16 protein-coding genes, 2 tRNA genes and 7 pseudogenes are annotated in these 25,914 nt (G+C 54.0%); 5 read left to right on the forward strand and 20 right to left on the reverse strand.

What is annotated here, in order from left to right; all coding sequences use genetic code 11:
- Position 1: 1 nt before the first annotated feature.
- Positions 2 to 713, forward strand: a pseudogene (locus F451_RS28315) (transposase); the annotation flags it as partial.
- 91 nt (positions 714 to 804) lie between these two features.
- On the opposite strand, the gene F451_RS0103860 reads toward F451_RS28315, so the two are convergent.
- The 6 genes from F451_RS0103860 to F451_RS27580 all read right to left on the reverse strand — a co-directional run bounded on the left by F451_RS0103860 (position 805) and on the right by F451_RS27580 (position 7,251).
- Positions 805 to 2,556: a DNA/RNA non-specific endonuclease gene (locus F451_RS0103860; RefSeq protein ID WP_020680035.1), complete on the reverse strand. Its 1,752-nt coding sequence runs from the start codon at positions 2,554 to 2,556 to the stop codon at positions 805 to 807.
- Between the two features lie 117 nt (positions 2,557 to 2,673).
- A complete protein-coding gene (locus tag F451_RS0103865) occupies positions 2,674 to 3,693 on the reverse strand; it encodes a DUF2235 domain-containing protein (protein ID WP_020680036.1) in 1,020 nt (339 codons plus the stop codon).
- A gap of 106 nt (positions 3,694 to 3,799) precedes the next feature.
- Positions 3,800 to 5,335 carry a glycoside hydrolase domain-containing protein gene (locus tag F451_RS26560; RefSeq protein WP_020680037.1) on the reverse strand — a complete coding sequence of 512 codons (1,536 nt, stop codon included), beginning with the start codon at positions 5,333 to 5,335 and terminating at the stop codon, positions 3,800 to 3,802.
- A 123-nt stretch (positions 5,336 to 5,458) separates the two neighbouring features.
- A complete protein-coding gene (locus F451_RS26565; RefSeq protein WP_156826363.1) occupies positions 5,459 to 5,743 on the reverse strand; it encodes a hypothetical protein in 285 nt (94 codons plus the stop codon).
- Positions 5,744 to 5,894: 151 nt separating this feature from the next.
- Positions 5,895 to 6,554 (reverse strand): hypothetical protein, encoded by a 660-nt coding sequence (locus F451_RS0103880; protein WP_156826364.1) that lies wholly within the window; start codon positions 6,552 to 6,554, stop codon positions 5,895 to 5,897.
- 31 nt (positions 6,555 to 6,585) lie between these two features.
- A complete protein-coding gene (locus F451_RS27580; protein ID WP_156826365.1) occupies positions 6,586 to 7,251 on the reverse strand; it encodes a hypothetical protein in 666 nt (221 codons plus the stop codon).
- Positions 7,252 to 8,632: 1,381 nt separating this feature from the next.
- On the opposite strand from F451_RS27580, the pseudogene F451_RS28320 reads away from it, so the two are divergent.
- Positions 8,633 to 8,755: pseudogene (locus F451_RS28320) on the forward strand (IS5/IS1182 family transposase); the annotation flags it as partial.
- A gap of 30 nt (positions 8,756 to 8,785) precedes the next feature.
- Here F451_RS28320 and F451_RS27045 read toward each other — a convergent pair.
- The 4 genes and pseudogenes from F451_RS27045 to F451_RS28750 all read right to left on the reverse strand — a co-directional run.
- Positions 8,786 to 8,990, reverse strand: a pseudogene (locus F451_RS27045) (transposase); the annotation flags it as partial.
- 139 nt (positions 8,991 to 9,129) lie between these two features.
- Positions 9,130 to 13,707 (reverse strand): immune inhibitor A domain-containing protein, encoded by a 4,578-nt coding sequence (locus F451_RS0103885; protein ID WP_156826366.1) that lies wholly within the window; start codon positions 13,705 to 13,707, stop codon positions 9,130 to 9,132.
- 594 nt (positions 13,708 to 14,301) lie between these two features.
- On the reverse strand, positions 14,302 to 16,722 hold the full coding sequence (locus F451_RS24730; RefSeq protein ID WP_020680042.1) for a proprotein convertase P-domain-containing protein: 2,421 nt from the start codon (positions 16,720 to 16,722) through the stop codon (positions 14,302 to 14,304).
- Between the two features lie 1,138 nt (positions 16,723 to 17,860).
- Positions 17,861 to 18,140, reverse strand: a pseudogene (locus tag F451_RS28750) (IS3 family transposase); the annotation flags it as partial.
- Positions 18,141 to 18,714: 574 nt separating this feature from the next.
- Between F451_RS28750 and F451_RS0103910 the strand changes: the two are divergent.
- Together F451_RS0103910 and F451_RS28040 are read left to right on the forward strand one after the other, a co-directional pair.
- A complete protein-coding gene (locus F451_RS0103910) occupies positions 18,715 to 19,716 on the forward strand; it encodes a sigma-54 interaction domain-containing protein (protein WP_020680045.1) in 1,002 nt (333 codons plus the stop codon).
- A 201-nt stretch (positions 19,717 to 19,917) separates the two neighbouring features.
- Positions 19,918 to 20,058: pseudogene (locus F451_RS28040) on the forward strand (IS30 family transposase); the annotation flags it as partial.
- A gap of 45 nt (positions 20,059 to 20,103) precedes the next feature.
- Here F451_RS28040 and F451_RS28915 read toward each other — a convergent pair.
- The 6 genes and pseudogenes from F451_RS28915 to F451_RS0103935 all read right to left on the reverse strand — a co-directional run.
- Positions 20,104 to 20,463 (reverse strand): annotated as a pseudogene (locus F451_RS28915) (tyrosine-type recombinase/integrase); the annotation flags it as partial.
- Positions 20,464 to 20,475: 12 nt separating this feature from the next.
- A complete protein-coding gene (locus F451_RS28920) occupies positions 20,476 to 20,652 on the reverse strand; it encodes a hypothetical protein (protein WP_169434433.1) in 177 nt (58 codons plus the stop codon).
- A gap of 24 nt (positions 20,653 to 20,676) precedes the next feature.
- Positions 20,677 to 20,907 carry a phage integrase central domain-containing protein gene (locus F451_RS28925; RefSeq protein WP_476738556.1) on the reverse strand — a complete coding sequence of 77 codons (231 nt, stop codon included), beginning with the start codon at positions 20,905 to 20,907 and terminating at the stop codon, positions 20,677 to 20,679.
- A 21-nt stretch (positions 20,908 to 20,928) separates the two neighbouring features.
- Positions 20,929 to 21,123 (reverse strand): annotated as a pseudogene (locus tag F451_RS28930) (Arm DNA-binding domain-containing protein); the annotation flags it as partial.
- Between the two features lie 282 nt (positions 21,124 to 21,405).
- Positions 21,406 to 21,481: transfer RNA gene (locus tag F451_RS0103930), tRNA-Gly, on the reverse strand.
- A 33-nt stretch (positions 21,482 to 21,514) separates the two neighbouring features.
- Positions 21,515 to 21,590, reverse strand: a tRNA-Glu gene (locus tag F451_RS0103935).
- 129 nt (positions 21,591 to 21,719) lie between these two features.
- Between F451_RS0103935 and F451_RS0103940 the strand changes: the two genes are divergently transcribed.
- On the forward strand, positions 21,720 to 22,415 hold the full coding sequence (locus F451_RS0103940) for a hypothetical protein (protein WP_020680046.1): 696 nt from the start codon (positions 21,720 to 21,722) through the stop codon (positions 22,413 to 22,415).
- 3 nt (positions 22,416 to 22,418) lie between these two features.
- On the opposite strand, the gene F451_RS0103945 is transcribed toward F451_RS0103940, so the two are convergent.
- From F451_RS0103945 to F451_RS0103960, 4 genes are all read right to left on the reverse strand, one after another.
- Positions 22,419 to 22,976 carry an acyl-CoA thioesterase gene (locus F451_RS0103945; protein WP_020680047.1) on the reverse strand — a complete coding sequence of 186 codons (558 nt, stop codon included), beginning with the start codon at positions 22,974 to 22,976 and terminating at the stop codon, positions 22,419 to 22,421.
- A gap of 491 nt (positions 22,977 to 23,467) precedes the next feature.
- Positions 23,468 to 24,412: a 5-oxoprolinase subunit C family protein gene (locus F451_RS0103950; RefSeq protein ID WP_020680048.1), complete on the reverse strand. Its 945-nt coding sequence runs from the start codon at positions 24,410 to 24,412 to the stop codon at positions 23,468 to 23,470.
- On the reverse strand, positions 24,402 to 25,100 hold the full coding sequence (gene pxpB / locus F451_RS0103955; protein ID WP_156826367.1) for a 5-oxoprolinase subunit PxpB: 699 nt from the start codon (positions 25,098 to 25,100) through the stop codon (positions 24,402 to 24,404). Before pxpB ends, F451_RS0103950 begins: the two co-directional genes overlap by 11 nt.
- Entirely contained in the window at positions 25,097 to 25,873 is a 777-nt protein-coding gene (locus F451_RS0103960) for a 5-oxoprolinase subunit PxpA (RefSeq protein WP_020680050.1), read from the reverse strand. The genes pxpB and F451_RS0103960 overlap by 4 nt, the downstream gene beginning before the upstream one ends.
- Between the last annotated feature and the right edge of the window lie 41 nt (positions 25,874 to 25,914).

Consider the following 25,914-nt stretch of genomic DNA (forward strand, 5'->3'; position numbering starts at 1 on the left):
GTACAAGCGAATGAGAAAGGGATCAAGAAAATGAAGGGCATTCTGGGGCGTGTGGTGCGACCTCGAGCGCCAGGTCAAAGCCCTGGGGCTGATATTGAGCGACAAGCAACAGTCCTGTCTGCGCCAGGTCAGGCAGCTGTTGGCGCAAACCCGCAACAGCAAAAACAAGTTATACAGCCTGCATCAGCAAGGGCAAAGCCCACAAGCGTTACGAGTTTGGCGTCAAAGCCAGTATTGCGGTCACCGCCAGGAAGTCCTCATCGTCGTAGCTCGCAGCTACCCAGGCAATCCGTACGACGGCCACACGCTGGCGGATCTGTTGCAGTAGGTGGAAGCATTGACGGGCCGCAAGCCCGATACCTGCTTCGTTGACCGCGGCTATCGCGGTTCCGGTGTGGACGACATCCGGATCTTTATCGCGGGACAGAAGCGCAATGTGCCGGAATCGGAGAAGCGCCGAATGCGACGACGCAACAGTGGCGAGCCGGTCATCGGGCACCTGAAATCAGACGGCAAGATGAAACGGTGTTTCCTGAAAGGTGTTCTGGGCGATGCGCTCCACGTACTGCTGAGCGCCGGTGGCCGGAATCTGCGCAAGTTGCTGCGGTGGTTTATTTTGTGCCGAAAAAGTACCGCCATTGTTGCGGGATATGTTCACTCGTGTGCTGAAAACATTCAAAAGTGACCCCGAACGAAAGGCGGCTGCTGCTTAAAACGCCATTTTTCAATGGTCGATTATTCTAGCTAATTGATTATTCGCTGGAATGGTATATCTATCATTCCTAAGCATTTTTATAAATAGTTTTAGCTATCGACCGTTTGCAAGCAGTGGGGAATATTTTCGAACAGTTCAGTTTCCTCGAAGTGCTCAAGATCAAGGCTTCGAACCTCATCCTGACGCGAAAACACCATGCTGGCAGCATCCTGCAGCAGTTCACCAAGGAACGTCCTGGTGTCAAGGTGCTCGTTTACTGCATGGCCGAGGACCTGCATTAGGTCGATCGTGACGGGCAGCACATACTCGCTGTGGTCCTGATAGCCAGTCATCAGTTCGTTGTCGAACCTGTGTTCATCCCAATGCGCGAAGGCCGTGCCGGGACCGCCGTCCAGCTCAACCTCCATCTGTTCGAGCGCATGCAGCCGGCATACTGCCTCAGGCTTGAACTTGCCCGTGCTTCGGTCAAACAACTCGTCCCACTCTTCCCAGCCGATTCCCAGTGTGTGGCCGATCTCGTGAATGATCGTTCCGGCGATTTCATTCTCCGTAAACTGACCAAGGTACTTGGTGTTGAACTCCACTCGGCCGTATCGGACTCCGTCATTCGCATAGGGCTTGTAGGCACGGGCGATGGTGTTGCTGCTCTGTGTGAATGTTCCAAGGCGAATCACGATCGAGTACTTCGGGTGTACGAATCGATTCCAGAAGTTGCAAGCCGTTCGCGCCCCTTTTTTGAGCTTGTCGTCCATGTCAGCGGTGATTTTGTAAGTGATGAAGTTCGTGGGCCGAACAGACTGTATCGGTGGGCTCGAAAGACCACGGGCTTGGAGCAGCCATGAAATTGTGTGCTGGATTGTCCGCAGGCGCGCGATTTCTTCGTCGGTCAGTGCACGCCCCTGAATCTGAATCTGGATCTGAGCCGCTTCGGTCTTCAGCACCTCGATGAGCCCATCGATCGTCTTGGCCTCGCGACGCGCCTTCTCGATCCCCCCGCCCGCAGATTCCGACTCCCTTCTCCTCTGCTTGAGCACTTGCATCAGGCGACTCCCGTGACCCGACACCTCCTGCATCTCCAATTGGAGAGGCAGATCCCGACCCCAGGAAGCGAAGAACCTCAGGTTGGTGGCCGCCTCAACCTCTTCGAGGGTCGCCGGATAGTCGTCCGGGTTCGAATTGCGCGGTGCTTCTTGCGGAATGATGAAGCAATCGATTTGGACTTTCGACGGAGTATCATATGGATAGGTGTGTGGATCGACGATAACGCAGAAGTAGGCGTCGGGGATGAGCAGGTGTTTGCCGTGCCCGCGGTTGATCGACGCTGGCTCCTCGCCGAACACCGGCCCGACAATGGCCCACACGTGATCCTTTCCGGGCTCGTCCTTGATCTCACGGATCGCAGTCTCGAGTTTCAGCCACACGCCGCTGTTGAGGGAAGCGTATTGGGGGCTCATATTCGACATCAGAAACGTTTCCATCTGCGCGAGACGTCCGAACTGCCGATTGATGACCTCGTTGGGTGTCATGTGCCCAACGTTGAGCTGGATCCCGCCAATCTTTCCGAATGTCCGTCTGCCGATGCGATGCTCGTCGTCGAGCCGCAAGTCGTCGTAGTACATCAGCGGTCGGTCGTAGTCGACATCGTCATCGGCATGGGCAACCCGGTACGCAGACCATGCAGGCTGAAGGCGCTCTGGACAGAAGCCGACTACGTAGCCTTGATTCACGAGTATTTGGACGGGGCGGGTTTCGTCCAGGTTCTGGGGCGCACCGCGCCACAGATGCAGGTCGATGTGATGTGCTTGACTAGCGCACAATGGATGAATTGTAGTGCGATCCATTTCTCTATCCTCCGTTGCAGGACTAATGGTCAACAAAATGGTTTAAGTGTGCGCCTGACGGCCTCCATAAGACGCGCCGCTATTTTTTATAGCCGGGCTTGAAGGACGCGTTATAGATTATTGTTCCACTTCATATTCGCGCTCTAATATCCATGGTTTATAAACTGGATTAACCTCGTTATTAACACTTTTCTTACGTTGCAAGACACTACTATGAACAATAGGCTTGTCTGCTCTTTTTGAATCCCAAAAGCGCCTTTTCTTACGATAAAATTTCGTCCAGCCTTTGCCACGAGAATTGTGCATGCACCCGTTCACATCACCATGAATAGAAACAGTGTTTTGCGGATATATCACAAGCCCATGTTTAACAGCCATATCCTTCATCCACATCAACGGAATATCTGACAAGTCTTGTTCGCTATAACCACCCCCGACGTCGGTATGCATTCCACAGAACCATACTTGTTTAACAGTTTGATACGATAAAATTTCTGGATCCCATAGTATCGGATGAAAAATCTGTCGTTCGTCATCGATGGCTAAGGCCTGATAAGCGTTCTCAACAGTTTTGCTTAACTTAAAGTTATGAAATACATGTTTTAAACCGGGAATCAAGCTTATTAGCACATCGATAGTTTTAAATGGCATACCTAATGCCGCAACAGCATCATAGCAACCTAAAAACCTAATTTTTGTCCACATTGTGTGATGAGCCGATAGAAATACACTTGCTCTTCTTTCACGTTCAAATTCGTCTTCAATTCGGTAGGTTTTGTAAGCATTGTCTATCAACTCTGGACGAGCTTTCGGCATTATCCCAAAATAATGGATAAAGCTCGACAGGCTACGAACTGTCGCTGCACCACGACTAAATCCAAACAGATAGATCTGATCGCCTGCTTCAAAATTCTCAAAAATAAATGTGTAGCACTCTTTTATATTCTTTGAAATACCAGCACCGCCAATATTTCCAGACAGTTTTCGCCACCCTGTACCTAAGCCGCGATCATAGAATGATATTTGCTGTGAAGTACGATCTTCAACCATGTTAAATAGCTTGTAAATGTTCGTATTTGAACCTTTACCACCCTCCTGACCGGTGCCATCAGAAAATATCACAATGTTTTTCGACATAATATTCTCCTTTGGGTCGTAGTTAACAATAATGATGTAACCAATGGGAACGCATGAGGTTTGGATCAGCTGGGCCAGACCGCGCTCCTTTTGTTCAAGGGCACCTTCATTCTTCGCGCCAGAAGTCGAGATACCCTAACAGGCTGGACATCTGGATCTTGCGACTGCGTACGAAGACACCATGCCCCTCACGCACACCGCCGCCATTGGTATTGCCTTCGATAGTCTTTATGCGGTCGCCCTCGACTGCGATAACCACGCCGGCGTGACCTTGTCCGTTTCCCTTATCGATAAAGAACATCATACCCGGGCGTACAGTGCCGGGATTCGCCTCGTCGTCATCCACCACGGTGAGTGCGGTACTCTGGCCCAACTGCCAGAGCCGGTGTACGCCAGCCGTTCTAGGCACAGGGTTGTCGACATTCTTCTGCTCGCAAAGCTTGACGGCGCACCAGTACATATAAGCAACACACCAGGCAAAGTTGCCTGCAAAGGGCTTGAGTCCCGTCGCGCGAATGTAAGAGTCGATGCGCGGTCCCCGGTTTTTGAAGGGACGGTCTTCTTTGACACCCTCCTGAGACAGGCAGATTTCCAGGAAAGCCTGGCCGAGGTCCGAAACGTCACTGACGTCAGGCACAGGGGCTTCAATGCCGTCGGTTGCAAACAAGGCCTCCCAGCTCAGTTGGCCCACCTTGCCGTCAACCTCCAGCGCCTCGCCGTTCAGGTCGTCGTTCTCGGCCTGGAAGTCGCGCACCACGTTGCGCGTCATGCTGCCAAAGTCACCGTCCACGGTTAGCGGCCCATATCCTACCTCGATGAGCCGCCGCTGAATGACCTGGATCAGTGACGGTTCGTCGCCAGATTCGGTCGAGATGGTGTGACCGGGAAACGGTACAGTGCCAGTTAGTGGTTCGGGTTCGGATCCCGGGGGATCGATCGAGCCGCCGACGATGGTCCCGCGGTCTTGTTCGTCGACGACGAAGGCGCCGATCTCGCTCTGCGGTACCCGCATCAGGTTTCGGTCGTAGGAGAATCCGGACGGATGTTTTTTATCCAACGGAATCTGGCGCAGCATCCAATCGCTGCTGAAGAAAAAGTCTTTGGTTCCGGTAAATCCTCTGGACATGGAGAGCCACGAGACTTGTACAAGCCCCTTGTTCATCAGGGTCCGGCATACATGGCCACTGCCGTAGACACCGATGCGAAAGTGCCGCCCTAGCCGTACCAGCTCACTCTTGATGCCTTTAAAATAGGGTACGATATGGCTGTCGACGATGTCGGCGGTAAAGTCTTGGTCTACGGCAAAAAGGATAGTGGAACCGTCGGGTTGACCAATCAGATTGGCAAACTCAACAGCACGATTGGTACTTTTGACACCGTTTTGCTCGCCGAAATCCGAGGCTGTTCGATTGTTATCTTGATAAACCGGGAGGATGGCGAAACCTTCGCGAGAGATGAGCTTGGCCTCGTCTGGCGAGATCGTCTTCGCTCGGCGCGTACTGGCATAGTAGCGGATAACAGTTTGAACGCGATTTTCTTTTAAAAACTCAATGAATTCCTCGCCACCGGATGCTGTTAACCTTCGGTTGGTATCGACGGTATTCCATCCCGTTGACTCTTCGAATTGCTCTTTGAAAGTCATGGTGAATATCCCTCATTTTTAACCAAGTTCTACTGAATCTTAATTTAGGTTTACAATGCCAGACTTCGTAATCGCTTAAATAAGACGACGATGGAGGTCGGCAGCATTTACTCGACAGACGGTCTAGGGGCAATTTTTCCGATTGGAAGCACAGCCTGAAAAAACCATTCTGGAATGGGAAGGTATAAAAATATTACTACCATGGCCAACACTGCGGGGCTTTCGCGCCCACTGGAGGGTACTGCCGCAGTTTTCAATGCCGACAATGCAAGGATGGAGCAGAGCGAAAAACTCCATTACCTGGTTACGCTTGAGCGTCTTACACAGGACCTGTTGTTCTTGCTCATCAACGCCAAAGACTTCGAAAACACTCTTGGTCAAGTCGAGACCAATGCGCATAATTTCCATGATGGGCTCCTTCTTTACGATTGGTTGCGTAAACTTCCAATCTGGCACATAGATCCCGTAGGAGAGGGAGCCCATCCCATTTCCCTAGTTATCACAATAGTTCACCGTTCGCCCACTGGGGCTGAAGGTGAAATAGTGACTGACATAAGTATCAAGCACTGGGAATTAGACCCTTAAAAAAACCTACTAAAAATATCAGCATTAGGAATGAAGCAAGCATAAGTTGGATCAATGTTGCAATGATGGCACGTGCCTTTCCAAATCTATGTATATAACCGAAGACCGGGTAGATCTTATAAGTGAGAAAACTCACGATTAAGGTAGTAAAAAACAAAAATACGACAAGTCTTAAGATTGCCAATTGATGTTTATCAAATATATCAAGACTTGGATGAAGAAGGTAATCAAAAATCTGCAATAGTGGCCAAAAAGCACAAACATATAAACCCGATAAAAAGCATTCTTGGAAACTGCCTTTGCCTCCAAATACCTTACCGACACCGTACATGGTAAAGCCTACAAGGGAGAAACAAAGTAAAGTTAAAGTGAAGTCCATGACTAGGAACCGAATATCAAAAAAATCAATACCTCCGTAAGCATAAAGCCTCGTGGCTGCGATAAAAATTGACATTATGTAAATAAATAAGCAAAAACCTAAAGTCGGCAAAAATATTTCTTTCGATTTCATATCAATACTGGATATGTAATTTAGTGGATTTAAAACCACTGAAATCCAAATATGAAATTGCGTTTTAAGAAATCGACTGATCGGCCCAGCATATCCCTTGATAATGGAAATAATATCCGACACGGTCTATTCTCTTAAAAAATAGGGGATACTATTATTGTACAATACGTTGGGGTTTTGAAGACTTGCCATTTTCCACGATCATGCCAAACCCCTGCAAGACTTTATGTCTTTCGTATGGACGTGGATAACCAAGCGAGACAAGCAAAGAGCCTTTTGAGACCGTGATGCTGGCACGTCTATTATCGACAACTATACGAAAATCACTTGCCGGTTCTGCACAGAATCCTAATTGTTTATCACAGATACAGACTTCGGTAACTTCCTCAAAACTGAAATCGCCATACTTTATGTATGCCACGAGTTGTGAGCTTAAGCAACCAAGTTCCGCAACCAATCGAAGGAGAGGATCGCTTTTCGGTGGTAAACGCACCGAGCCACCAACGTTAAAATAGATGGTGGCCCAACCACTACTGTCTGTTCGTACATCGTCGCCATCGAAAAGTTGGACCACCCCATAGACTGGCTGATCGTTTACATAGACCCCGGAGGCCTCTACCTTCACCTTGCCAACATTGGCGCGGCTGGGTTCCGGAGTTGATTGTGGACGTGGCGACTCGACCTGCTCATAATCACCGCTACTATGGCTGGGCGGCTTGGTTTTTCCTATATTTACATATGGTGACATATCACAAGATGCAATTATGATCGCCACAAAAAAAATCGAACACTTTGAGAGTGATTTCAATATGTAAGACATGTTCTCTCCCCCACCTAGGAAATATTTAAATTAACAATTCAACTTTAATCCGAGAAATCTGCAGCTGGCTAGAGTATTCGCACAGTCTATTCCATTAATTACCAACTTTATATCATCGACCTGCAGACGATCGGCCTCAATCGGCGAACCATTTTCGTCGAATGAAGCTATCCTTAGCGTAATCATGCAGGCTGTATCATCGGCGTCAGCCGCACCGTCGCGCTTTACATCATGTCCCAAACAACCATCGGTGCGTTTTATTATATGTGAGCATTTCGTACGGAGATGATTAGGAAAATGGGAGTCCATCCCATTTCCCTAGCAGACGCTGTAGGCAGTCGGTTGATGGCCTTGTTGTGCTGATTTCCTTCAGACATTGGATAGCGCAGGCTTCATCGCGAGCCTGCGGGACCCTTCAGGGCTTCAGGGCGACCTCAGTCACATTACACCCCTCCCTTTGCACATGGACTGCTTTTCTCGCCATCTTTGCCTCTAAAAGAGTATTCGACATCCGATTTACCGCAGCAATGCACTGTGCGTTTGTTGATCCACAAGGGGTAATAAAAAACCACTGAGCTCGTGAAGCGCCAGCAGCCCCGCAAAGAAATTCATTCCCACCCGTGCCACTCGCGAAGAGAGTAAATGAAATTTGCCCGCTCTTTTCAAGCCGTAAGGCATTGATGTGTTTAGCGTCTAGGTTCCATGCCCATGCAGGAATCGCCAGCAACGCAACGCTTGCCGCTGTAAGGATTACTCTCTGACAGTGTGGTAATACCTTCCTAGGATTCATCTCGGTTCTCCTATTGAATATCGTGTTTAGTCATGCCGGCCGTCGCGGGCGAACGGCGCCGAGCAGCTACGCTACCGCCCCTCCAGACATACGGAAAGCTGATATCGAATCAAAGCCAAGGGTTAGATCAATAACGATCACGACATCCCGCCGATACATTACGTTCGCCAAGACTTGGAAGAAGATCACCAATAATCATAGGCGCATATATTAGGCATACGGCGGCTGCCTTTTTTACAAAACCCCTGACTCCAAGAAACATCCAACATGAACATATCTTCTATCTACGCAACAGATAAAGCATATTCCATACCAAACGGAAAGATGATGATAATAGGTTGAATTTAATGAATATTAATTATTATATGCGAGTTCGTGCGGGTTTGAATCAACCCACCACAAAAATCAATAAAATATGTGAACCAATTTTAAATCAAACGGTTAACTTCAGACAGCATACATATTCGGCTGGGTCACATTCGACCCAGGTAACTACTGATTGAAGTGTTCAAATAATAAGTACGACACTCATGGTTGAGCGGCGGGCGGTAATCAACTGCTGACAGTGATGCTTCAGCTCGGAAAGGTGTGATCCCAGATCACTCCACTCTTCTGAAGTTCCGTCACCTACTGGAGCGACAAGGCCTGTCGCGCCAGATCTTCGACAAGATCAATCAGTGGCTGTCTGAAGCGGGAGTGCTGCTCAAGGAAGGCGCGAATTCAACTCTGAAGTGCGACTCTCCCCTATGAAGCATGAAGGTATTCGTGGAATACCACTTCAGGCTGTCTGAACTGGAGACATTATTCGGGGCCTCAGGTTCAACCGCTTCTCTGCCAGCCTGACATCCTCTTCAGTGATCGTTCGCAGATCCGTACCTTTCGGGATGTACTGGCGTAGCAGACCGTTAAAATTCTCGTTCAGCCCTCGCTCCCATGACGAGTACGGATGAACTTTAATAAAATAGTTGGCACTAAAACAGGGAGGTTTACAGTCATGCCACAGAAACGGGTGCAGGGGCGCGGATATGCTGGTTTCTGTGGCGTTCGCATTGGCCTGCGGCCAATGATGAAATATCCCTTTTTAACTATTAACCCGCCGGGTTAATAGAGCCCTGTTTCAGCGTGATCTCGTTCGACACCGAAGAGCCAAGCCGATCTGTGCGGTCGAACCAAGCCTCCACCACCATCGTTTTCCCCTTCTCGATTGTAGTGTCGAGGAAAAAACTGCCATCAGACTGGATTGGCGCGGCGCGCCAGACTGGGGCTCCCTCCGGCCCATCGATCAGCATTCTAATTCGTGCGGCCAGCGGTTGATCGTCGGTGAGGTCGATAGCCGTATCAGCCAACACGTGCAGCCAGCCGTGAACGACGACCCTGCCGTGGAACCAAGTGCCTTGCACCAATTCGAGGTTCGTCCGGAACCGCGGGCGTATATGGTAGAAGCAGCTGCCCCAGATCTCGTCGGCTTCCTCAGCCCTGCGCCACGCCGTCAGCAGAAAGCCGCTGTCGTTGTCGCAACCCGGCCGGATCACAGCATCGTCCAACTCGAGCTTGCAGTTGAACACCCGTGCCTGGCCCGACGGAATCGCCTGCTCACGCGGTGAAATCGTCAGTTTCGATCCATAGGGCAAACCGCTCGGAACCAAAGCGGCAATTTCGGTGCCAACCCGGTCGTTGTGGACCTGCATTGGAAAGTTGATCGGCGGGTAAGGCGAGCTCGTCAGCGCCTCGAAGTCAAAGACGTTCTGCTGCGCGTTGTTGTTTTGCAGCTTCACGTCGTCGGAGGACAGTGCCACCGTATCGCCCGTGGCCGGATCGACCTCGCTGGGTATCGTCCAGTCGATGATCTCCATCCTCATGCACTGGTGCACGTTAGTCGAATTGTCGACCTGCCAGTCGAAGACCGCGATCTCGTTGGTCCCGGGGCCCACTTCCGATATCACCTGAGTGCCGCGGTTGATCCATCGGCCGTCATCGCCCGCCCCCGGCGGATCACAGACGAACCAGCGAACATTGACGTCTTCGGCACGGACGTTGCCGGCATTGTGGACCCGTGCCACTACATAGTGCGGCTCGATACCGGTGTTGGGAAAGCGCACAGTCTCTCCCTGATCGGTCGGCGTTCCGACAGGATAGACGCGGGGGACCGTTGGGTCCGGGTTGTCGCCCGGCCAATCGACCCAGATATCCGGGCTCTTCCAGCTTGGCACGTGATCCTGGAAGTAAAGGTCGATATATTCGACCTGCTCGCGCTCGACACGGACCCGGTAGACCGGAATTGACCCGCGCACCGTACGGATGTCGGCGACCTCGGCCACGCAGCCCTTGACCGGAAACTCCGGCGCGGCCGCGAAATCCCAAGTGTCGTTGATCGCTCGCAGCTCGGTACCGTCGTTCAGAAGATGCACCGACCGCCGGTAGAGCCCGTTCACCGCCCAGTGCCGGTCGGAATTCGGATCGAGCCCGTTGGTGGCGATCACCGTCGGTTCCGGGCTGAGGTTCTGCGAAAAGTTCGAGCCTTCCGCCCTGAGTTCCAGAAATGCCGTGACACCACCGTCGCTGCCCAGGTTCAGTTTCATCAACTGTCCGATCGGCACTGATCCACCCACTTCGTTTCTTACGTCGTTGCGTATGGCGTTGTCCCAGTATTCCACCGGGACTAGCCAGGCTTCGGTCACCGAGGTGCCCGTGGACGAGGGCAGATCAACGAATATTGTGCGGTTGACGTTCGGATGCGGGTCATCGGCAATCCAGCCCAGCTTCCACTTGGACCAGCCGCAGAAGTGGTGGAAGTTCGAATTGCCTCCTGCCATCATCGCCCAGGGATCGACGTAGCCCACGTCGTCGCGATAACCGTTCGCCGCATAGAGATCGGGTAAACCGATCGCGTGCCCGATTTCGTGGGCCATCACGCCCGCCTGGTTGGTCATTTGCGGATTGTTGAAGGCGTTGAACCGCTGACCGATGATCGTCGCGGTGCCCATCTGCACTGGATCCTCCCCACCGGGCGGGTTCTTATCGGTGGCAAAGTGCCCCCGGGCGTACATGCGTTTGCTGCCAAAATCGGCTGGGTCGTTGCAAGCCCATTGGTCGGCGAGCGGGATGCCGGGATGCGGCGCACCGACATGCGCGATCATCATCACGTCGAAATTATCGAACATCGATTCGACCGTACTCCGGTCCCATGCGGTAGTTGCTCGGATGTGATCGAGCGCTGCCGTAAAGGTATCGTCGGCGAGGTCTATCGCGTGACGCAGCGCGTTGGAGTTGTTTGGCCCGCTCTCGCTTCCGGGATTCGGCGTGGCGACGTCCCACCCGGTGCCTGCCAGCTCCGAGCTTGACAGCCGCTCGATTGTAGCGAGCTGGCCGCCTGTATCGGCTGTGAGGTTCACCCCGACAGTAATCTCCTGAGCGGCGGCATCGAAATCCGTCGTCACAGAAGTATTGAAATAGGCCATGGTACCGCCGATGCCTTCGCCGGCATCGGCTTGAGCCGCTCGCAGGCTCTCACGGAAAAATGCGCTGACGGCACCGCTGGAATCCAGCACCCCCGGGATGTGGGCCGCCGAAAGGCCGAGCGCGGCGAGGGGAGCTGCCGGCACCCCAGGCCCGGTCACCGTTATCTGGCCTTTCTGGATGGCTGCGCCGCCGGCCGACGCGATCCGGAACCGGCCCTGCGCGCGCCCGAAAGCGGTATCGGCACTGGAGGTCCGTATTCTCCGAAACTCTATGTCCTGGATCAGCACGGGGTTGCCTGTTATCGTGGCTTCGGCGGCGCGGATTGCGTTGGTCAGCAGATCGCCGAGACCTCCGAGGAACCCGGCGATGTCACCGCCCTGATTCACGGTCAGCGTAGTGGCCGGAAAGTTCAGTGTTAGGACATGGTTGTCGCCGGTCTGCGTCACGACTGTCAGCTCCAGCGTCTCGGTGCCGTCAAAAGTCAGCGAAACTGGAAAGTTGCCAAGATTCGCGCTGCTCCACATCGCGGCAAAGGGCATATCGTATATCTTGACAGCGCCCGCGCGTGGGTTGGCCCGCATCTCGAACGCTTCCGTCCCGTCGAGAATAACAGGATCCGACCAGTCTGCTGGCACCACTGCCTGCAGCCCACCTGCCCTGAAACCGTCCCACCAATAGCTGGCTTGGGCCTGGGGAAGCACCAGTGGCCTGCGCGCGCCACCGATATCATGCCCGAAGACCGTGAAGTTGATGGCCATATCGCCAAAGCTGTTTTCGTCGTAGTAGTCGTCCACGGTCGCGAAGATCTTGGCTGAGACCTGGTCGATAAGCTCGGTCATGTCGGCGTCGCCGTAAGTCTGGCCACTGTCGATCACCGGGAAAATGCAGATTTGCAGCGTCGGGTTTAGCGCCGCACGCGGGTTCTTGCGCCCCCAGTAGGTTACCGAGGAGGCCGGCACCGGATTCAGAGTGCCGAAATCGTCCGGCAGCCGTGGTCCAAGTTGTGCCACGTAGTCGGCGACTCGCCATGCCTCAACTTGTGCCTTTCGTGGCAGACGGATCAGTAGACTCTGAGTGTGGGTCTGCCCCTCAGAAATCTCCGCCCCAGCACGGTCGAGCTTGCGCTCGAACTGCACATTCAGCCGCTGGTCCAGCACCGCCATCCGTGTCGCCGATGCACTGAGCGCGACGAGGTGGCCGCCGGTCCGATGGAAACGATGGACTGTGAAACCGACCTTTGCCGAGTGGCGATCGTCGCAGGGTTCGTTCGGATCTCGCGGCCGGTCGTCGTCTTCGCCGGTGCCGGGCCCGCATTTACAGTCGCAACCGCAGCGCTGGAGCAGCGTCCTCAACACGTAGCAGACTCGCGCCAGCGGATCTGCTAGGCGTGCCGCCACCTCTGGTAGCGCAGCACGCATGTCCCTTTTCTCGATCAGCCCGCCCTTCCGCGCGAGCACTAAGTGGGTTCCATTGGCCACGGCCGCCGCCGTCACCCGGTCAACGTCAAAGCGATGTGTCTCGATACCGCCCCGCACGCTGTCCTCCCCAGTCAGGATAAGCCGCAACTCTCCCTTATGACGGCCCAGCAGGATGTTGTGCCGCGCCGGGTCCAGGGCCGTCAGGTCACCGTCTAGATCGAGCGTGCCGAGCGTCTCCGCAAGACCGGTACGCCTGTCGATCTCCATCAGCTCACTGCCGCTTTCGCGTCCTGTCACGCGCAGCACCAGCTTCCGCCGCAACACGACAATCTCGTTGACCGGGCCCTCCGCGTCTTCTGCGATCCGCTTCACCCGCGGTTCCGTCGAGATTCCCTTTGTGTCGGGACAGTCGGAACGCGGCCGGAAATCGATCGACCATGCCTGCCCGTCCACGTCGATGGCATAAAGCAGCAGCGGCGTTGCCCCGCCTGTGGCATAGGCTTTTACGATTTTCGCGTCGAGCTTCGTCCAGATCAGCGGCTCGCTGCCGTCGCCTAGCCCGTCAAAATCGAATACCGAAAGCGTCTTTTGTCCGAAAGCCACGACAAAAAGGTCGTCAGGTCCAAACAAGACTATCGGCCCTTCACCCGCCGGTTCGCCGGTGTCTGAATTCTTGGAATGGCTGCCGCCGGGAGGACACCAGCCTGCAACGTCGGCTTTTCCGCCTTTCCGCGTTGCGCGGTATCCGGACTGACGAACTACTTTTAATTTTTCACTCGATATGGACATTACGAAATTCTCCATCAAATTTAAAAAAAGGAGGCTAAGCATCTGCGGATAATAGGATATCTATTTCGGCCAGCGGTGTTTGTTCATTCTTGAAGCTAAGGGTGAGAAATAGTGCCGAGTAAACACGCTACTGCCCTTCCGGGTATATGGAAAACAAAAATCGAATCGAAGCCAAGGATTAGAGCAATAACAACAAAGACATGCTACCGATATATTACGTTCGCCGAGACTTGTAAGACATTCACCAAGAATCAAAGGCGCATTCGTTATGCACACGAAGGCAGCTTTGCTTTAACCAACTTGCCTCAATAGACATTCAACGTGAAAAAATATTCTTTCTACTTGAACGACATAGCATATTCCATACCAAATGGAAAACCGATTACAACAGACTGAATCTAAAGAATATCAACCATTATGCTGGAGTTCGTGCGGGTCGAAAAAAACCCATTAAAAAATCAAAAAAAGATCGAAACATTTTTAAATCAATTGATTAACTTCACACAGACCATATACCCGACTGGGTCACAATCGACCCAGTTTCTATTGACTCGGGGGTTCAGCTAATAAGTACGACACTCATGCTGAGCTTCCCTAGGGCTTCCGGGTCAAACGCAAACCCCAGCGATTGAGCTTTCCTTTATCCGCCCCGGCCATATCGGCCACCTTCAGCCGCCATTCGCCCTGGACGGTCTCCCCGTGCAGGACTTGCAGGGCCGGCAGGTTTGCCGTTGTGTAAGTGGTGATGATGTTGTCGGTCCAGCGACCGGTACGTACGTGGAGCGGTACGGTGGTGCCGGCCGGCGAGACCAGCGATATCACCAGGTCACCGATATAGGTGTGGGTAATATCGACCGATACCTCCACATCCTGGACCTGTCCGTCTTCCGCCACATTCAGGGAGCGTTCGATACCGGCCGGATCGTTATCGGGAATTGACACGCCCGGAAACTCCTCAACTTCGACCACTGTAGAGGCCTGCGTGGTGATTTCCAGCTCCCATTGGTTCAGCGTGCCGAGATCGACTGCGGCCAGATCCTGTACCCACAATACCCAGTCACCCTCGATGGGTTCTCCGGCGAGGACCGATAAGCCAGGCGTTGTCGTGACGTCATAGCTTCGCTGGATGTTGTCCGACGAACCACCATTGCGGTCATGCAACACGACCTCGCGGCCCGAGGGGGCTATCAAGGTGAGACGCAGGTCGCCGATGTAAGTGTGGGTTAGGTCCAAGCTGACCTTGATCGACGCAAGGCTACCGCTGGCGTCAATATGGATGGTGTCCCGTGCACCGACAGCGCTGTGGTCGGGAATCGCGAGCTCAGGGGAGGAGGCTTCGCTTACGATTTGCCCCGTAGCACCTTGCAATCGGCGCCGCGCCTCGGTAACCGCCTGGAACGCATTTACCCGGCCATATCCAAACCATTGGGAATGACCATTGCCGTCATAGGTGCCGAAAAGGTTGCCCAGTTGCGGATCGGGATTGTTGTCGATGATTTTATCCGCCGTGGATTGCATAATTTCCCGCACCTCCCCTGCCGTCAGGTTGGGATTAGCGGAGAGGATAAGGGCCGCGGCACCAGCCACGGTCGGACAAGCGCTTGAGGTGCCACCAAAACCAGCGGTGTAATCCGTGCTCGAATAGCCACTCGGCCCGACCCGGTCGGTGGTGACGATTCCTCGACCACTGACGGGGACTGTTACCCGGGGATAGGTACGCGGGGGCACGTTATTGCTAGGCGCACACACAGTGATTTCCCTGCCCCAGTTGCTGTAAGCGGATTTAGTTGCCAGGCTGCTCGATGCAGCCACGGCGATGACGTCCTCGTGAGCGGCAAAACCGGCCAGCCAACGGGTTGGGCCGTTTGGCTGGTTATTCGGCCAACCGGATTCGTCGACAATGCCATTGACCGGACGGTTATCGTTGCCGGATGCAAATACCAGCACACAGCCCCTACCACCACGCCCAACGGTTGCCGCGCGGTGCAGCGCTGTGTTCATACGCAAACTCAGGCTGAAGGAGCGGGCCGCTACTCCCCAGCTGCAGGACATCACACTGGCGCCGTGATCTATGACCCAGTCACACAGGTCTTCAATGGAACTGTCGTCAATCATTCCACTGGTGCGAATCGGCATAAGGGCGCAGCCCGGTGCAACCCCTACCACACCGATACCATTTTCCTCTGCCACCGCCACACCGCAGCAAGCCGTACCGTGGTTGTCATCCTCCAGCTCCGGCAAAGGTTCGAAGTCATGGCCAGCGAAATCCCGCGGAGACACGACCTTATCGGCAGCTTGAAAATCGGAATGATGGAGATCGCAGGAGTCGTCGGCCACGGCCACGACAACCGAGCGCTCGCCGCGGCTCAGGTCCCAGGCATGTACCGTGTCGATGTGCCCGGCAGTTGAGAGCAACGGGCCTCCGCTATTGAATAAATGCCATTGATTGGGGAACAGGGTGTCGGAGGGTGTGTAGCAACTTTGCGAAGCAATCGCCACATTGGGTTCGCTGATGATCACCTTGTCGTTCTGCGCGAGCCGGTTGGCAATCTTGATCGGGTTTTCGGTCGCCTGGGGGCCAACTCTGAATACGTATACACGGGGAGCATCGCGAATTTCCCTTTCCAACGTCAAGCCAAATTCGGCCATGATCGCCTCGATGTCACTATCCGAAGCATCTAGCCGGAACTGCACCGTGATCTCATCCATTGGATAAACCTTTGCCTGGGGTTCGTCCACCGGCGCATAAACATGAGAGGCGAACTCCACTTCGCTGCCGCGACGCACGCGCTCCATGATGGCGTCCCGCTCTTCTGCCTGGACAGAGTACTCATCGAGATTCTGCCGGCGAAGTCGACGGCAGTAGGCGGCGTTGTAGTTTGTCCCGACCTTCTCTCTGGTAATTCCGCGCTTCAAGCGCACGGTGAAACGATCCGGATCCTTGACCAGCGAAACTCTTTCGCCTGCGCGCCAAAGATATAGGCCTAGGTCTTCTTGTTTGTTTATCTCTGACATAATCTTGTCTCCTACTTCTTAACGATGACCCCGTATCAATAACCAAGCCATCGTATCGCCAGTTACAATACTGCGTTTTCCATATATATAACAATTCATTAAAAAACAGTAAGCTGTTAAATAAAGACACTACTAACGTCTGATTTTACGTGTTTTTCTTTCTACTGATCCACTCAACGTGACATTCCACAATCATGACAATTTTATAACCAATTAAGCCTATGCTTTAGCCTAGCATAGGCAAATTCTGTTCCAGTAAGGAATCCTAAAACAACTATTTAAAATAGTTGTATTTATTAAACTTCAAACAAAACTGATGGCTATCAGTAAACCCAGTGACGGAATTATAAAAGCAACGTACATTTAACCAAGACTTTGATATAAAATAAGTTTATACAAAGAGGAAGATGACCCAACAATGGGTCCAAAACAACCCATATCCATAAAAACATAATAAGATCTAGGGAAATGTTTGCTCATTCACGCAACCGCGGGGTGGCGAATGGCTCCGAGCAACTACGCTACCGCCCCTCCAGACATACGGAAAGCTGATTTCGAATAAAAGCCAAGAGTTAGACCAATAACGATCACGACATCCCGCCAATACATTACGTTCGCCAAAACTTGGAAGAAGATCACCAATAATCATAGGCGCATATGTTAGGTATACGCAGGCTGCCTTTTTTACAAAACCCCTGACTCCAAGAAACATCCAACATGAACATATCTTCTATTTACGTAATAAATACAGCATATTCCATACCAAACGGAAAGCTGATGATAAAATATTGAATTTAAAGAATATTTATTATTATATTCGAGTTCGCACGGGTCTAAACAAACCCACCATAAAAACCAGAAGATTCGCGAACCAATTTTAAATCAAGCGGTTAACTTCACACAGCCTATATACCCAGCCGGGTTAAATTCGACCCAGTTTCTATTGATTCGGCGATTTAGATAAATGGTGCGACACTCATGGTTCAATGGCGGGAGGTAGCCAACTGCTGACAGTGACGCTTCAGCTCGGGAAGGTGCGATCCCCAATCACTCCACTCTTCTGAAGTTACATCACCAGCTGGAGCGACACGGCCTCTCGCGCCAGATCTTCGACCAGATCAAGCTTCCAGGATATGAAGATCAGTACCGCCAGGTAGAGCCCGCCTTTACCCGTCGCCAGATAGGTTGATGTCACCAATCCACTCTTGGTTCGGGGCCATGGCGGTAAGGTCCTGCGACAACAAGTTTGGCGCTACCGACAGTATTTGACGCGAGTTCGTTGTCGCCTCGAACTTCAAGCCGCCTTGGCTCGTAACCCTTGGCGTTGCAAACTGGCAGCGACCGTCTTGCGGCTCACAGGTGCCGGCATCGTGCAAAGCCAACACCAATCGTGGTGAGCCAAACCGCCCCTGGCGTTGACGGGTAGCACGTACGACAATTTCAATCTCTTCGCGAAGTACACCGCGGCTTTTTTTGCGATTTCCGGATCTTCTGACTTTTCCGAGAGCTGTCGTTTGAGACGGGCATTTTCTTCCGCCAATGCCTGTTCCCGCTCGGAGAGGCCTTGCTGCTGTTGAGCTTTGGTTCGCCACTGATAGAGCTAGCTGGAATGCAGGTCCAGCTTTTGCGCCGCCGCATTTACACTGATGCAATCGGCCAATGCAAGCGAATCGTTTTTGTATGCCTGGGAGTAACGGGTGGGTGTTTTCTTCATCGGAACAGCTCGTCTTGCCATGGGACACTTCGGTTAGTTTACTGCCTTAACGGTGTGTCCACTGCTGCAGGACAAGATCAAACAACTCTTCTAACGAATGGCTGCAGTAGTCCAAATAAGCTCACCATGCTCTGACACGTAAGTAATCTTGAAATAACCATTCGATCTAAACGTATATTTGAATTACTCAGATTGGAGAACTATAAATTCATAACGCTTCTAGTAGTACCTAAGCGGTCTATCGATGGACTTCCCACCCTAAGGAATAAAAAGGGGATATGATGTCAGGAGGCAAGGACGACAGTTTTCATGGATTAGTGGGTGACTGTCCTAGCCTGCGCAAAACCAAATCCATTCTAGGCCGCTTTCGGCGGTGTGAAGCTTCAGTCTTGATATTGGGCGAAAATGGTACTGGTAAGGAGCTGGTAGCCCGCGCGATTCACACCATTAGCTCGCGTGCAATCGGTCCCTTTGTGCCTGTTAATTGCGGTGCACTACCGGACGACCTGCTGGAAAATGAGCTGTTCGGTCATGAACAGGGGGCCTTTACAGGGGCCAGGGACCGCACGCGGGGCCTGGTCGAACAGGCTGATAGCGGCACCCTCTTCCTCGACGAAATCGGTAGTCTGAGCCTTAAAGGCCAGTGCGCGTTACTTCGGTTTCTGCAAAGCAAAGAATTCAGACGGCTGGGCTCAGATCGGTTGCGATGTTCAGACGTACGGGTGATCTCGGCTACCAATGCCGACCTAACCACTATGGTGTCCAACGGCGAGTTTCGGAAGGACCTGTTGTACAGGCTTAATATCCTTAAGATTGTATTGCCCGCCTTACGCGAGCGGGGAACGGATTTGTATCTGCTGACGGACTATTTCATATCGCGCTTTTGCGATGAATATCAGATCTCTCCAAAGTCCCTTGATGCTGAAGCGAGCAACTGGCTGCACAGGCATGACTGGCCCGGCAATATTCGTGAGCTCGAAAACAGTATTCACCGAGCAGTACTGACGGCACCGGGCGATACAATACGGCTCGAAGATATTGTCGGTGATTTTGAGCAATATGAGATCTCTCCGCCTGATGGCTCGGTTTTCAGCATGCGATTTCAGGATGCCAAGGCCGAAGCCATTTCGCGCTTCGAACGGCATTATCTGGAAGCGCTGATGCGGCATTGTAAGGGTAATATCAGCGAGGCTGCCAGGATGGCTGGAAAGGAGCGCCGCTCTCTCGGCAAGCTGGTGAAAAAATATGACATCAAGTGTCATTATGCCGATTCGAACTGATCAATCTCCTCTTTTTATCCCTGCGCCTCAGGATAGTGTCATCCAAAGATGATCATTCTGATTCTTTACTTGCGAAAGGTACATTTTTGTTGTGGCATTTTTGCCCCGGCCGGGTCAAATTAGATCCGGCTCAGGCCTTATGCTTAAAGCGACACTGTCTTGCGGTTGGATATCTACCCAAACTCCGTTAGCATTTATTCAATCCCGAAGGGTACGGATCTTCGAACGATCTCTGACGAGGATGTCCGCCAGGCGGAGTAACGGTTAAACCTGAGGCCGCGAAAATGCCTCGGGTTCAAGCAGCCTGAGGTGGTGTTTCGAGAATACCTTCAGGCTGCATAGGCGAGTGTCGCACTTCGGAGTTGACTTCGCGATTTCGTTCAGCGCCGTGGAAATCGTACCGCGGATGCCATGGCCGGTGAGACGATCTTCATAGCCCATCCGGCGCAAGGCACTGTTCAGCGTATTTTCGCTGATGGGCTTCTTCGGATCGCTGCGATGTGCGAGCAGGTAGCGCTGGGCCGGCTTGACCTCGTTCAGCAGGTAGCGGACGACCTCGATAGCCTGGATGGGCAGCGGCACGATGTAGGACGGCACGTCCTGCGGCCGTTTGCCAGCTTTACGCATGTTGTTTTGCAGTTGCTTGACGTTCTGCGGCGGTATAAGCCACAGCCCCCATTCAAGGTCGAACAGATCGGGCGTGGCCGAGCGCAGCTCGCCGGTCCGCACCCCCGTCAGCAGCAGCAACCGGATACCGAGCTAGGTTTGCGGGCTACGCCCCCGGTAGGCACGCAGCTTCTGCAGCATCGCAGGAAGCTCTTCCAGGAGCAAAAAGGGGTTGTGGGTGACCGGAGGCTTGGGCACCGCAACGACATCCAGATCCGAGGCGGGATTGGACTCGAGTTCTTCCACCACGACCAAAGCGTAGCGGAACAACTGGCGGAACCAGCCACGAACTTTCTAAGCCGTCGTAAAGGCTTTGCGCTGCTCGATCCGGAACAACAACTCTAGCAACTGAGGACGCGTGATGTCGTAAATGGGGGTCTTGCCCAAACTCGGCAGGACATCCTTGGTGAAGATGCGCAGGATTTGCGAGAGGGTGCTCTGGCGCCCTTCCTTGAGTTCCTTGCGGCGATGCTCGACCCACGCCAGAAAGACTGCCTCGAACGTATGCTCGGCCGCCAAGCGCACGGCCCGGCGTTTCTGCTTGCGGTCGGTATGAGGATTGATGCCTTTGACCAGCAGCCCGCGAGCCTCGTCGCGCAAAGCACGCGCCAGGCGCAGGCCGATCTCGGGATAGGTGCCGAGCGACATGCGCTTCTGCTTGCCCAGCCAGTAATAACGGAAGTGCCAGGACTTGCCACCAGCCGGAGAGACGACCAGTCCCAGGCCGTCCGTGTCGGGGAGGTTGTAGCTTTTGCCGCCGGCCCTGGCCTAACGGATGATCAGATCGGAGAGTGCCATCTCATAGCTCCTAAGCTGAGACTTAAGCTCTATGATCGTCACAACTCTCGCTCGACCCCAGCAACAATCCGGAACTGACACCACCCGTTTAGTTTGGCCCAATTATGGCCTCAAAAAGGCTGGCCGCTGGTGGTTTTCAGCAGACTTCGCTGGAACGAAAAAAGAGGCTTTCGCCCCTTGTTTCAACGATCTACAGACTTCAGTGGACGTCTGTAGATCTAAATTTGGAGCGGGAAACGAGACTCGAACTCGCGACCCCGACCTTGGCAAGGTCGTGCTCTACCAACTGAGCTATTCCCGCTTATTTTCTGCCAACCGATCGGCTGTCAGAAAATGGCGTCCCATAGGGGGTTCGAACCCCTGTTACCGCCGTGAAAGGGCGGTGTCCTGGACCACTAGACGAATGGGACACATCGCTTTGGCTTAGCGCCAAATGCGGGGCGTATATTATTGCTGACACGGATTGAGGTCAAGCGTTTTTACAGGTTTTTTTCCTATAAAATCAATAGTTTCATTTTTAGACACTCGCCAGGAAAGCCATGAGCCCAACTGAAGTAGGACTACTGATTCTTGCCGCCATACTCGTATGCATCCTTGCCGCGGGCCTCACCCAGCAAATCGTCAGCCGGCACAGGTCACGTCGTGTGCGTATCGAGGAACTGCGCGATGAGATACGCCACCTGAGCTATCTTGCACAGAACCTGCCCGCCCCCTTCCAGAGTGCAGAAATCCGCAGCGCACTGACAACAAATCTGGCCCTGCAGCTGAACAAGCTAAAGCAACTGGCCCCTCGCGCCTGTCGCGAAGAGGAACGCCTGGCGCAAGCACTGCACCTGACTGAATCGCTTGACGAGTCTCCCCTGCCCGCAGCCGCACTGACGCAACTGCCCGACCAGCCCAGCGCCCGCCGTGTACGCGCCCTGCTGCGCGATCTGGCCCAGCTGCTGCAAAAACACCAGGATAACCGCGAGTTGCACGAGGATCTGGCGCAGCGGTGCCAGCGCCATATAAAAAGTGGCTACCACCGCGTCAGCTGCGACCTGTCAATTATGGAAGCCCAGGCGCTTGAAGCACGCGGACGGGCGCAGCTGGCCGTGCATCAATACCGCAATTGCCTTGGCAAGCTGCGCGCCATCCGCTCAATGCAGAACACCACCGCGCAGATTCAGAACCTGCAGCTGCATCTCGATAATCTTGAAAAACAGCTCAACGCCACGCAGGCGCGCAAAGACTGAGGCTCAACGCTGCACGCGGCAGTTTTCCCCGACCAGCCGTTCCAGATCGATGTCCACGTCCAGCGCCCGGCGCGCCTGGCGCAGCTCGTCCCGGTAGGTGCGCTTGAACTTGCGCCGCGTAATGCCCTCGAGGAAGCGCTTGACCTCCACATCGTCCTCCAGCACCAGGCCCGGCACGGCCACCGGCTGACGCGTTTCCTCATCCACGGCCACCATGGTGAAGTAGGATGTATTCGTGGGTTTGACAATGCCCTTGTGGAAATCCTCTGATACCACCTTGATACCGATTTCCATCGACGACTTGCCAACGTAGTTGACCGACGCATACAGCGTAAGCAACTCTCCAACTTCCACCGGATTAAGAAAATCCACCGAATCAATTGATGCCGTGACACAGTAACTGCGCGCATGGGTTGCGGCACAGGTATACGCAATCTTGTCCATCAGCGACAGAATGATACCGCCGTGTACCTTGCCACCGAAGTTTGCATAGGACGGCACCATCAACTCTTTGAGCACCTGCTGGGATGCCTTGACCGTTCTGAATTCGTTTTCTGACATCTGCCGAGTCCTTACTGACACTGAAATAAATGCGTGAGGCTCGCCGGCCTCGACAATCTCTGCGGGTATACAACCCGAGAAGCCTAACATAGCACTAGGAGGCTGTCTGGGAACACGTAACCTACTGCGAACCATCTGAGTTTGGCTGTTTTTTGTGCTGCTTTTCGTTAAATAGAACCACTATTCGCCTTAAAACACCGCAAAAACCAACTCAAATCAGCCGGCTCTCGCTACGGCCAGCATTCTCGGATAGCCTCCTAGCAGCCCGTCAGACTTAAGACTAACCTGCCGTGCAAAATCCGACGTTCACAGATTAAACGTGCCTCCCGAGAAGGAGGCACAGGAATGGGTTGAACAAATGGTGCTTCCCTGGCATTGATCGGCCAACCCCGACAGGCGGCTGGACGCCGCTCAACCTGTAGCAAAAACAGCGGCTCGAGCCGGTTGTTCGCAAGATTCATCACACTGCAGCGACGACAAGGGACGGTGCATCAGCAATCCTGTGTGCCGATGCCAAAGAAGCGATTAAAGACCCGACGCTCAGCTTCAACCGCGCCGGAATCAGCAAGACTGAAACGGATCACCGCGCCCGGCGCGCGCTGGGCAAGCTTGGCGGCATCAAGGGACGCCACACAGCCGATCTTCGGGTAACCGCCAATCGTCTGCCGATCCTTGAGCAGCACAATGGGTTGCCCGTCCCCCGGTACCTGTACCGCCCCATAGGCAATACCCTCGGAGATAATGCCGTCCAGGCACGACTTGATGGCGGGACCCGCCAGACGATAGCCCATTCGATCACTCAGCGGCGACACCTGGTATTCCTGGCTGAAAAACCGCTCCAGCTGTGCCGCATCGAATTGATCGTACTGATAGGCCGGCATCAACCGCAGACACAGTGGCGCACGGTAATCAGGCACATAGCGTGGCGGTACCTGGCGCAAGGGCCCGCGCGCCAGAGGGGCCTGCCGTCGAGAGGGCAGCAGGTCTCCAGCTTCCAGACGGCGTCCGTCACCGTACAGGCCACCGCAGCCCTCGCGCACCACCGTCGCACAGCTGCCGTGCTGCAGCGGTGCATCAAAGCCGCCGCTCACCGCAAGATAGGCACGCACCCCTTGCCGTGCCCCGGTAAAGCGCAGGATATCACCGGCCTCGATCCAGTAACTGCGCCAGGGCTCGATGGGATGATTGTTGATGCGGGCATCGAGATCAGCACCGGCAATGGCGATCAGGGTGGCCTGCACTGCGCGCAGCTGTACCTGCCCCAGGGTGATTTCCAGCGTCGCGCTATTGTAGTGGTTATCCAAAAGCCGGTTGGCCCAGAGAAAGGCATGTTCATCCAGGGGTCCACCGCTCGCCATGCCAAGATGCTGCTGGCCATAGCGGCCAAAGTCCTGCAACAGCGTCAGAAAGCCGGGCCTGATCACCTCAAATCCCATCAGAGTCCCCCTCCGCCTGCCGAAAATCCTCAAGACTTATCGGCTCAAAGCGTACTCTGGCCCCCACCTGCAGTGGGCTGTCAGCGCGCTGACACAGCGCCAGCATATCGACCGTCGTGCGTCCGATAATCTGCCAGCCACCCGGTGAGACGGTGGGATAGACGGCCGTCTGCTGATCGGCCAGTGCCACGCTGCCCGCCGGCACGCGGGTGCGGGGAGAAGCCTTGCGCGGCACCCTCAAGCGCGCATCGGTATTGCCCATAAAGCAGAAGCCGGGACTGAAACCAATGGCATACACCAGATAGTCCTCGCTCGAGTGCAAGGCGATGATCTCATCGCGGGACAGTCCGGTGTGGCCCGCCACCTCATCCAGGTCAGGTGCCACCTCTGGGCCGTAATAAACGCCGACACGAATCACCTCGCCCGATACCTCTTGATCCAGCGCTGCGCGGTCCAGATCATGCAGCGCCTCGCGCAACAGGCGACAAAACGCTTCGACACCGCTACGGGACAGGTCAACCGACAGATAAATACTGGCGTAAGACGGCACCATGTCGATGATGTACGGCATCAGCCGCTGGCGAATCAGTTCGGCGGCACGGCACACCCTGGCGCATACCCGGGGATCTATCTGCTCCCCCAGATACAACATGCAACCGGACTCGCCGACAGGCTCAATCCGAATCACGACAAGGCCTCGCGAATGCGCCCCACCGCAGCCAGCAGCTCTTCGTTATCGCCGTGCAGGCACAAGGTATCGGCCTTAAGCGGGATCTTGGTGCCGGTCAGCGTGCTGACATGGCCCTGCTCGACAATCTCGCTGATCTGACGAATAACCCTGTCAGGATCGGTATGCACGGCGCCGGGCTCGCTGCGGGGTACCAGCCGCCCGCTTTCGTCATAGGCTCGATCTGCAAAGGCCTCGAACAAAAGATCAACGCCCTGGCGCGCGGCCCGTTCACGCAGCGCGCTATTGGCACTTTCGCCTGCGCCCAACACCACCAGCGGCAGGCCCGCATCATAGCGCCTGACCGCCGAAATCATGCTGTCCAGCGTCGCCTCATCGCGCATCATCTTGTTGTAAAGCGCACCGTGGGGCTTTACATACTCGACACGACGGCCCTGGGCACGACAGATCCCGTCCAGTGCCCCAATCTGGTAAAGCACACAGGCCTCCAGTTCCTCGCCTTCGAGCGCAAGCTCCCGCCGACCAAAGCCCAGCAGGTCGGGATAGCTCGGATGCGCCCCGATGCTGACACCGTAACGACTGGCCAGCATCACCGTGCGGGCCATCGTGGACGGGTCGGATGCATGCATGCCGCAGGCGATATTGGCCATGTCCACAAAAGGCATCACCAACTCATCCGCACCCTTGACCCAGGTGCCGAAGCTTTCGCCCATATCACAATTGAACTTTATCGAATGACCCCACGAAAAACCATCATTGTTAATGATAAACAAATCCTGACCGTTTTATCGTTGATTTCATGGCCGATCCCCAC

Origin of the sequence: Marinobacterium rhizophilum DSM 18822, assembly GCF_000378045.1 — a bacterium.
GTDB classification, from domain to species: domain Bacteria; phylum Pseudomonadota; class Gammaproteobacteria; order Pseudomonadales; family Balneatricaceae; genus Marinobacterium_A; species Marinobacterium_A rhizophilum.